The organism is Pseudomonas sp. FG86, assembly GCF_057808775.1.
Genome location: NZ_JBMDIS010000186.1, coordinates 1 through 1,449, shown reverse-complemented (window position 1 = coordinate 1,449; position 1,449 = coordinate 1). Strand labels below are relative to the sequence as shown.

The window sequence follows — 1,449 nt, the reverse complement described above, 5'->3', positions numbered from 1 at the left end:
AAAATGATCTGACCCCGAAATGTTGGACATCAACATTGGGGGGTGTCATGAAAAAATACACAGAGCAGACGAAATTGTCGGTTGTTGAAGATTACTGCTCGGGGAGCGCAGGTCACAGAGAGGTCGCGCATCGTCATGGGGTAGATGCTTCATCGCTTCGAAAGTGGATCGCGGCATATCAGGCGCTTGGTGCCGCAGGCCTCAAAAGTAAGAGAAAGAAGAACTACAGCCCTGAGTTCAAGCTGAATGTTTTGCAGCGCATGCGAGAGGAAGAGCTGTCCTATCGCCAAGTCGCTGCCCTGTTTGATATCCGGAAATCCGACATCATTGGCGAATGGGAGCGCAGGTATGATGAAGGCGGTTTGGAGGCCTTGTCCCGGCAGCCAGGAAGCGGACTTCACAAAAAAATGACAAACCCCATCCCGTCCATTCAGCTTGAATCTTCGGACGATGAAGCTCGTACGCGCGATGATTTGCTGGCCGAATTGAGCCAGTTGCGGATGGAAATTGCTTATTTAAAAAAGCTCGATGCCTTGGTTCAAGCGAAGGAACGAGCAGCGCAGCGGAAAAAGCGCAAATCGTGATTGAACTGAGGCAGGAGCACCCTCTGGAAGGCCTTCTGAAATTGGCTGGCCTGGCCCGTAGCACTTTTTACTATCAACAAAAGGTGCAGCAATCCGTTGATAAATACGCGGTGCTGAAGTCCAGAATTTGCTCAATTTTCGACGAGCACAAGGGCCGATATGGCTATCGCCGTATCACTGCTGCCGTTCGGCGAGCTGGCCACCTCGTGAACCACAAGACTGTTCAGCGCCTCATGGGCGAGCTTCAGTTGAAAAGCCGTGTGCGCATAAAGAAATACCGGGCCTACAGAGGCGAAGAGGGTCAGGTAGCGCCGAACCTGCTGAAACGGAAGTTCGATGCCAAACGACCGAACCAGAAATGGGTAACCGATGTGACGGAGTTTCGGGTCGGGGGGCAGAAGCTTTATCTCTCGCCGATCCTTGACCTCTATAACGGCGAAATAATCGCCTTCAAGACCGCGAGGCGCCCGCTGTTCGACATGGTTGGTGCGATGCTACGGCAAGCTTTTGAGAGGCTGCGGCCACGCGATAAACCAATTTTGCATTCCGACCAGGGATGGCAGTACCGGATGCCTATCTACCGCCGCGTGCTGAACGAGCGTGCGGTAAAGCCAAGCATGTCCCGCAAAGGAAATTGCTATGACAATGCGGCTATGGAAAGCTTTTTTGGCACGTTGAAATCCGAGTTCTTTTACCTGAACAAATTCAACAGTCTCGATGAGCTTGAAGCAGGTATAGAGGACTACATACACTACTACAATCATTCGCGAATCAGGCTGAAGCTAAGTGGCCTGAGCCCTGTGGAATACAGGACTCAAGCACGGCGGGCATAGAAGGCGTCCAACATTTCGGGGTCAGATCAAAA

Annotated in this window: 1 protein-coding gene; it reads left to right on the top strand. The window is 52.0% G+C overall.

Going from position 1 to position 1,449, the window contains the following annotated elements; translation table 11 throughout:
* Positions 1-47: 47 nt before the first annotated feature.
* Positions 48-1,417 (top strand): IS3 family transposase gene (locus ACODSV_RS36210; RefSeq protein ID WP_096316580.1). Its coding sequence is split into 2 segments (ribosomal slippage): positions 48-516 and positions 516-1,417, totalling 1,371 coding nucleotides; the frame shifts between segments, so codons are not numbered across the junction.
* The last annotated feature ends 32 nt before the right edge of the window (positions 1,418-1,449 follow it).